Raw genomic sequence first — 7,936 nt, 5'->3', positions numbered from 1 at the left:
CCGTGGCCGGCGCGGCGCGCGCGGCGGGTGCCCGCATCACGGTGCTCGTCGAGTGCGACACCGGCGGCCATCGCTGCGGGCTGGCCGACCCGGCGGCGATCGCGACGCTGGCCGGGCGGATCGCCGCGACGGAGCCGCTGGGCTTCGGCGGGCTGATGACCTATCCGGCCGCCGGTACGCGGGCCCAGGCCGAGCAGGCGCTGTCGGCGGCCATCGCGGCCTGCGAGGCCGCCGGCCTTGCCGTGCCGGTGGTCTCGACCGGCGGCTCGCCCGACATGTGGATGGACGACGGCCTCGCCCCGGCGACCGAGTACCGCGCCGGCACCTATATCTACAACGACCGTTCTCTGGTCGCCCGCGGCACCGCCGCCCTCGGGCAATGCGCCATGACGGTGCTGGCCACCGTGGTCAGCCGGCCGACGGCCGGCCGCGCCATCCTCGACGCCGGCTCCAAGGCGCTGACCTCCGACCTGCTCGGGCTCGAGGGGTACGGGATGATCCTCGAACACCCTGAGGCGGTGATCTACCAGCTCAACGAGGAGCACGGGCTGGTCGACGTCTCGCGTTGCGCCCGCCCGCCGGCGGTCGGCGACCGCGTGCACGTGCTGCCCAACCATACCTGCGTCGTCTCCAACCTGTTCGACCGGATGTTCATCGTCGCCGACGGCCGGCTGGCCGGCGCCCTGCCGGTCGACGCCCGCGGCGCGTCGTACTGAGATGAGCCCGGCTGCGGCCGGGCCTGACGGGCCGGCGCGGCCGCCTCCGGCCGGTTCGCCGAGGGAGGTGTTCCGCGCCTTCCTCCGGCTCGGCCTGACCTCGTTCGGCGGCCCCATTGCCCATCTGGGCTATTTCCGCGACGAACTGGTGGTCCGCCGCCGCTGGATCGACGAGGCGGGCTATGCCGATCTCGTCGCCCTGTGCCAGTTCCTGCCGGGCCCGGCCTCGAGCCAGGTCGGCTTCGCGCTGGGCCTGCTGCGCGGCGGCCCGCTCGGGGCGCTGGCGGCGTGGGCGGCCTTCACGCTTCCCTCGGCGCTGCTGCTGGTGCTGTTCGCCTATGGCGCGACGCTGTTCGAGGGGCCGGCCGCGGCGGGGCTGCTGCACGGCCTCAAGCTGGTGGCGGTCGCCGTCGTCGCCCAGGCCGTGTGGGGCATGGCGCGGGCGCTCACGCCGGACCGGTCACGCGCCGGGATCGCACTGTTGTCGGTGTTTATCGTCGGCTTCCTGCCGGGAGCGGCCGGACAGGTCGGGGCGATCGCGCTGGGGGCGGCCGCCGGCCTGTGGCTGTGCCGGCGGCTGCCGGTGAAGCCGGTCGGCGAGCTGAGCTTCCGGGTGCCGAAGCCCGTCGGCGCCATCGCGCTGCTGGCATTCGCCGTGCTGCTCGTCGGGCTGCCGGTGCTGGCGGCGACCTTTCCCGTGCCGGAACTTGCCCTCGTCGAGGCGTTCTATCGTGCCGGCGTCCTGGTCTTCGGCGGCGGGCACGTGGTGCTGCCGCTGCTCGAGGCGGCGGTGGTGACGCCCGGATGGGTGAGCCCCGACGCGTTTCTCGCCGGCTACGGGGCGGCGCAGGCGGTGCCCGGCCCGCTGTTCAGCTTTGCCGCCTATCTCGGGGCCGCAATGGGGCCGGCGCCGTCCGGCCTCGCCGGCGCTGCCCTGGCGCTGGTCGCGATCTTCCTGCCCGGCCTGCTGCTCGTGGTCGGGGCGCTGCCGTACTGGGACGCCTGGCGGGCGCGGCCGCTGGCCCAGGCCGCCATGCGCGGGGCCAACGCCGCCGTGGTCGGCGTGCTCGCGGCGGCGCTCTACCACCCGGTTTGGACGAGCGCCGTCACGGCGCCCGCCGATTTTGCCCTGGCGCTCACGGGTTTCCTGCTGCTCACGGTGTGGAAGGCGCCGCCCTGGACGGTGGTGGTCGCCATCGCTGCCGCCAGTGTGCTGCTGGCGCTGACCTGAGCGGGCGCCGCGAATCGACCGCGGCGCCGCCGCGGCCGACGTCCCTCAGTGGCCGGCCAGGGCTCGCAGCAGTTCGGCGCGGCCGTCGCGCAGGTCGCTCTCGATGGCCGCGCGCACGGCGGCCGGATCGCCGGCGCGCAGCGCCTTGATGGCCATGGTGTGATGGTGGACGCCTTTGCGACTGTGGCTATAGGCCGGATACAGGAAGTTGAGGGACGGGCCGAGCTTGAGCCACACGCTCTGGATCATCTGCGTGAGCATCGGCATGCCGGCCGCGCGGTACAGGGCGAAGTGGAACTCCTCGTTTTCAAGGAGCACCTGCTTGTAGTCGTCGCGGTCCATGGCGGCCACCAAAGCGAGCTGGGTGCGTTCGAGCGCGTCCGTCGCATCGGCGTCGAAATGCGGGGCGCCGAGTTCGGCCGCCGTTCCCTCGAGCGCGAGGCGGATCACGTACAATTCGCGAACCTTGTCGGCCGTGAGCTTGGGGACCACGGCCGAGCGATTCGGCCCCCATTCCAGGACCTGTTCGGAAACCAGGCGGCTCATGGCGGTGTGCGCCGGCGTGGCGCTGATTCCCAGCACCGCGGCGATCTTGCGAATGGTCAGCTTCTGGCCGGGGTGAAAGCTGCCCGCCATTAGCCCGCTGCGGAGCTGCTGGTAGGTGCGGTCCGTCAGGGTGTCGTAGCGCGGCACCGGGGCCAGATCCAGACTGCCCGCGGCGGTGACCTCCTCATCCATGTGCACTCTCCATGCTTGCGTCATGACGCATGTCAAACGCCCGTCCGGCCCGGGGTGCGACATGTTGTTCGTTCGGTGATTGCGAGAGTGTCGTCGTTTCGGGGCGCGTTGACAACCCAAGAAATGTGTTATAACAAATTTCAAACCACGGAACCTCGAGCTGCCGGCCATGAATGGAATGCGCGTCATCGTCACCGCTGGTGCATCCGGGATCGGCCTGGCCATCGCCCAGACGTTCCTGCGTGCCGGAGCGCGGGTGCATATCGGTGATGTCGATGGCGCGAGCCTGGCCGCCGCCCTTGCCGAAAATCCCGGCCTGCGCGGCAGCGTCAGCGACGTTTCCAGCAGCGAGGACGTCGACCGTCTCGGCGACGAAGCGCTCGCGTGGATGGGGGGCGTCGACGTGCTGGTCAACAACGCCGGCATCGGCGGGCCGCGCGGCCCCGTCGAGGAGGTGGAGCCGGCCGAGTGGCACCAGGTGATGCGCGTCAACCTCGGCGGCATCTTCCACACGGCCCGGCGCTTCGTGCCGGTCATGAAGGGCCAGCGCGCCGGCTGCATCATCAACATCTCCACGAGTTCGGTGCGCACCGGGCTGCCGCTGCGCACCCCGTATGTCGTGTCCAAGGCCGGGGTGATGGGCTTCACGCAGAACCTCGCGCGCGAAATCGGGCCGTACAACATCCGCTGCAACGCCATCCTGCCGGGGTCGATCGAAAACGAGAGAGGCCGCAAGCTGCTGCGCGAACGCGCCGAGCGCGAGGGGGTGTCCTACGAGCAGGTGCTGGCCCAGCGCCTCGGCTACATCTCGATGCGCAGCCGCATCACGCCCGAAGAAGTCGGCGAAGCCGCCCTGTTCCTCGCCTCGCCGGCGGCGCGGCACATTTCGGGGCAGTTCCTGGGCGTATGCGGCAATGTCGAGTGGGAAGAGTGAGGGAGACGCATTGATGGGTCGCACGATCATCACCTGTGCGCTGACGGGCGGCGGCGCCCTCGGCCGGACGTCCGGGGCGGTGCCCGTGACGCCGGCGCATATCGCGGCTGACGCGATCGGCGCGGCCCGGGCCGGCGCCGCCATCGTCCACATCCACGTGCGCGATCCCCAGACCGGTGCGCCGAGCATGGAACTGGCCTACTACCGCGAGGTGGTCGAGCGTATCCGCACGAGCGGCGTCGACGTCGTGCTCAACCTCACGACCGGCATCGGCGCACGCTTCATTCCCGGTGAGCCCGACCCGCTCGTGCCCGCGCCGGGCAGCACATTGACCACACCGGAGGTGCGGATTCGCCACGTCCTCGACCTGCGTCCGGAAATCTGCACCCTCGACGTGGCCACCATGAATTTCGGCGGCCATGTCATCATCAATACGCCGGCCCATTTGTCCCGCATGGCCGCGCTGGCGCGCCAGGCCGGGGCCAAGCCTGAACTCGAGATCTTCGACCTGGGCGGGATCGACCTGGCGCGCCGCATGATCGCCCAGGGCGAGATCGACGCGCCCGCGATGTTCCAGTTGTGCCTCGGCATTCCCGGCGGCGCCCCGGCGACGCCGGAGGTGATGCTGGCGATGCGCCGGGAACTGCCGGGCGACGCGCTGTGGAGCGGCTTCGGCATTGCCGCGGGCTCCTTCCCGATGGTCGCCCAGGCCTTCCTGCTGGGTGGGCACGTCCGCGTCGGGCTCGAGGACAACCTCTATTTGGAGAAAGGGATCCTGGCGCCCGACAACGCGGCCCTGGTGGAAAAGGCCGCGGCCATCATCCGCTCGCTGGGGGGAACACCGGCCACGCCCGACGAGGCGCGCGCCCTCCTCGGGTTGCGCAAGCAACAGGAACGGGCGGCGTGATGCGATTTGCCTGCGATACCGGCGGCACGTTCACCGACCTCCTGGTCGAGGAAGAGGGTGCCTGGCATCTCTACAAGGCCTCCACCACGCCGGGCGATCCGACGCGCGGCGTGCTCGACGCCCTCGCCCTGGCGGCGGCGGATCGCGGCTTGCCGCTCGAGGCGCTGCTCGCCCGCGGGTCGCTGTTCATGCATGCCACGACCCACGCCATCAACGCGGTGCTGACCGGCCGGGTCGCGCGCACCGCCTTCCTGACCACCGAGGGGCATCCCGACGTGCTCACGCTGCGCGAGGGCGGGCGGGGCGACCCGTTCGACCTGTCCCGCCCGTTCCCCGATCCGTACGTGCCGCGCCATCTCACCTTCGAGGTGCCAGAACGCATCGCCGCCTCCGGCGCCGTGGTGCGCCCGCTCGATGAAGCGGCGGTCGCTGCCATCTGCAGCCGGATGCGGGAGGCGGGCGTCGAGGCGGTCGGCGTCTGCCTGCTGTGGTCGGTGGTCAATCCCGCGCACGAGCTGCGCGTGGCCGAACTGCTGGAGACGCACCTGCCCGGCGTGCCTTACACGCTGTCGCACGCCCTCAACCCGGCGCCGCGCGAATACCGGCGGGGCTCGGCGGCCTGCATCGATGCATCGCTCAAGCCGCTCATGACGGATTATCTGGGGACGCTGACGCGACGCCTGGAGGGGGCTGGATTTCGCGGGCGGGTGCTGGTCGTCACCTCGCAGGGCGGGGTGATGGATGCCGAAGGCGTGGCGGGGACGCCGATCCATGTGCTCAATTCCGGCCCTTCGATGGCGCCCGTCGCCGGCCGCTTCTACGCCGCGGCGGATGGGCGAGGGGGCAACGCCATCATCGCCGACACCGGCGGGACCACCTACGACGTCAGCGTGGTGCGTGACGGTCGCATCCCGCTGACGCGGGAGCTGTGGGTCGGCGAGCCGGTCTACGGCCACCTGACCGGGTTTCCGTCCGTGGACGTCAAGAGCGTCGGCGCCGGCGGTGGCAGCATGGCCCGGGTCGACGACGGCGGCATGCTGCATGTCGGACCGGAAAGCGCCGGCGCCAAACCGGGGCCGGTGTGCTACGGGCGTGGGGGCAGCGAGCCGACGGTCACCGATGCCGCGCTGGTGCTGGGCTATCTCGATCCGGGCTACTTTCTCGGCGGCGCCATGCCGCTCGATGCCGAAGCAGCGGCGGACGCCATTGATCGCCGCCTGGCGGGCCCGCTCGGCCTGTCGCGGGAAGCGGCCGCCTCGGCCGTCATCGAGGTGGCGACCGAGAACATGGTCCAGGCCATCGCCGACATCACCGTCGCCCAGGGCATCGACCCGGCGGCAGCGGTCCTGATCGGGGGCGGCGGGGCGGCGGGGCTCAACGCCGTGTTCATCGCCCGGCGGCTCGGCTGCCGCCGTCTGGTCATCCCGGAGGTCGGCGCGGCGCTCAGCACCGCCGGCGCCATGATGTCCGATCTCGTCGCCGAACATCGCGCCATGATGCACCAGGCCAGCCAGGCCTTCGACGCGGCCGCGGTGAATGCGCTGCTGGCGCGGCTGGAAGAGCGCTGCCACGCCTTCGCAGTGGGGCCGGGGCGCGCCGCCACGCGCGCGCAGGTCGATTTCCAGGTCGAGGCGCGCTATCCCGACCAGGCCTGGGAGATCGACGTGCCGCTGCGCCGTTCGCGCTTCGAGGGGCCGTGCGACCTCGACGCAGTAATTGCCGATTTCCACGCCGAGCACGAGCGGCTCTTCGCCGTCGCCGACACGGAGTCCCCGGTCGAGATGGTGAGCTGGCGGGCGAGCGTCGCCTGCACCCTGACCGACGCGCCGGCCGGGCGCCTGAAGCCGCGCCCGCGGTCGCGCAGCGGAGCGCAGAAGCGCTGGATCACGCTGCCGGGAGGGGTGCGCCGCGAGGCGCCGGTGCTCGATTTCGACGCCATCGCGCCCGGGCACGACTGCCGGGGGCCGGCAATCGTCGAGTCGGCCTTTACCACCATCGTCATCGACGACGGCGCCGTGTTCCGGCGCAGCCCCGCCGGCAGCCTGGTGATCGAACTATGAACGAGGCCGCGCCCATGACTGCCGCCGCGCCCGCCCTCACGGGGGCCCAGCTCGCCATCCTGCAGAGCCGCTTCGACGGCATCGCCCGCAAGATGGCCAACGCGCTGCTGCGGGCCGGGCGCTCGGGCGTCCTCAACCGCGCCAAAGACCTGTCCTGCTGCATCGTGACGAGCGCTTGCGAACTGGTGACCACGGCCGACAGCCTGCCCATCCACGTGCTCAGCGGGCCCGACCTGATGGCCCGGGCGATGCTGGACTTCCACCCCGAGCTGCGGCGCGGCGACGCCTTTCTGCACAACTCGCCCTATCACGGCTGCTCGCACGCCGCCGACCACACCATCCTCGTGCCCGTGATCGACGCCCACGGCGTGCATCATTTCACCGTGCTGGCCAAGGCGCACCAGGCCGATATCGGCAACAGCCAGCCCACCACCTACTTCGCCACGGCGCACGACGTCTACGAGGAAGGCGCGCTGATCTTCCCGGCGGTCAAGGTGCAGCAGGACTACCGCACGATCGGCGACGTCGTGCGCATGTGCAGGCAACGCATCCGCGTCCCCGACCAGTGGCACGGCGATTTCCTGGCGATGCTCGGCGCCGCGCGCACCGGCGAAAGGGAAATCCTGGCGCTGGCTGAGGAACTGGGCTGGGAGCACCTGCACGCCTTTGCGGGACAGTGGCTCGACTACAGCGAGGGGCGGATGGCCGCGGCCATAAGGCGCCTGCCTGCTGGACGTAGCAGCGCCTCCAGCACCCACGACCCGATGCCGGGCACGCCGGAGGACGGGGTGAGCATCGCCGCCACCGTCACGGTCGATCCGGACGCGGCGGTGATCGAGGTGGATCTGCGCGACAACCCCGATGCGCTGCCGTGCGGGCTGAACGTCAGCGAGGCGTGCTCGCGTACCGCCGCCCTCATCGGCGTGTTCAACAGCCTGGGCATGAACGTGCCGCGGAACGCCGGCAGCTTCCGGCGCGTGCGCGTCCTGCTGCGCGAAGGAGCGGTGGTGGGCATTCCGCGGCACCCGACGAGCTGTTCGGTGGCCACCACCAACATGGCCGACCGCGCCGCCGCGGCGGTGCAACTGGCCTTCGCCGGCCTCGCCGACGGCCTGGGCATGGCCGAGGTCGGTGCCGTCAACCCGCCGGCCAAGGGCGTCGTCTCGGGTACCGACCCGCGCAGCGGCCGTCCCTTCATCAACCAGCTCTTCCTGGGCAGCACCGGTGGGCCGGCCACGCCGCACGGCGATTGCTGGCTGACCTACTCGCATGTCGGCAATGGCGGCATGTCGTTCATCGAGAGCGTCGAGATGGCCGAACTGCACCACCCGATCCAGGTGAACCGGCGCG

Annotated in this window: 7 protein-coding genes; 6 read left to right on the top strand and 1 reads right to left on the bottom strand. The window is 71.4% G+C overall.

Going from position 1 to position 7,936, the window contains the following annotated elements:
* Together VGD93_RS17520 and chrA are read left to right on the top strand one after the other, a co-directional pair.
* Window positions 1-716: alanine racemase (locus tag VGD93_RS17520; RefSeq protein ID WP_395013457.1), on the top strand; the 716-nt coding region annotated here is incomplete at its 5' end.
* Between the two features lies 1 nt (window position 717).
* On the top strand, window positions 718-1,947 hold the full coding sequence (gene chrA, locus VGD93_RS17515) for a chromate efflux transporter (protein WP_395013456.1): 1,230 nt from the start codon (window positions 718-720) through the stop codon (window positions 1,945-1,947).
* A gap of 45 nt (window positions 1,948-1,992) precedes the next feature.
* Here chrA and VGD93_RS17510 read toward each other — a convergent pair whose 3' ends face one another.
* Window positions 1,993-2,685 carry a GntR family transcriptional regulator gene (locus VGD93_RS17510; RefSeq protein WP_395013455.1) on the bottom strand — a complete coding sequence of 231 codons (693 nt, stop codon included), beginning with the start codon at window positions 2,683-2,685 and terminating at the stop codon, window positions 1,993-1,995.
* 169 nt (window positions 2,686-2,854) lie between these two features.
* Between VGD93_RS17510 and VGD93_RS17505 the strand changes: the two genes are divergently transcribed.
* The 4 genes from VGD93_RS17505 to VGD93_RS17490 all read left to right on the top strand — a co-directional run.
* Window positions 2,855-3,619, top strand: coding sequence for an SDR family oxidoreductase (locus VGD93_RS17505; protein WP_395013454.1), 765 nt, complete (start codon window positions 2,855-2,857; stop codon window positions 3,617-3,619).
* A gap of 10 nt (window positions 3,620-3,629) precedes the next feature.
* Window positions 3,630-4,526, top strand: coding sequence for a 3-keto-5-aminohexanoate cleavage protein (locus VGD93_RS17500; RefSeq protein WP_395013453.1), 897 nt, complete (start codon window positions 3,630-3,632; stop codon window positions 4,524-4,526).
* Window positions 4,526-6,586, top strand: a complete 2,061-nt coding sequence (locus VGD93_RS17495) for a hydantoinase/oxoprolinase family protein (RefSeq protein WP_395013458.1) — start codon at window positions 4,526-4,528, stop codon at window positions 6,584-6,586. The genes VGD93_RS17500 and VGD93_RS17495 overlap by 1 nt, the downstream gene beginning before the upstream one ends.
* Window positions 6,587-6,600: 14 nt before the next feature.
* On the top strand, window positions 6,601-7,936 hold a 1,336-nt coding region (locus tag VGD93_RS17490; RefSeq protein WP_395013452.1), incomplete at its 3' end, for a hydantoinase B/oxoprolinase family protein.

It is taken from the genome of Devosia sp., assembly GCF_036406155.1.
Lineage (GTDB): Bacteria > Pseudomonadota > Alphaproteobacteria > Rhizobiales > Devosiaceae > Devosia_A.
Note: the sequence above shows the minus strand (reverse complement) of the source record. Positions and strands in the feature narration are given on the sequence as shown.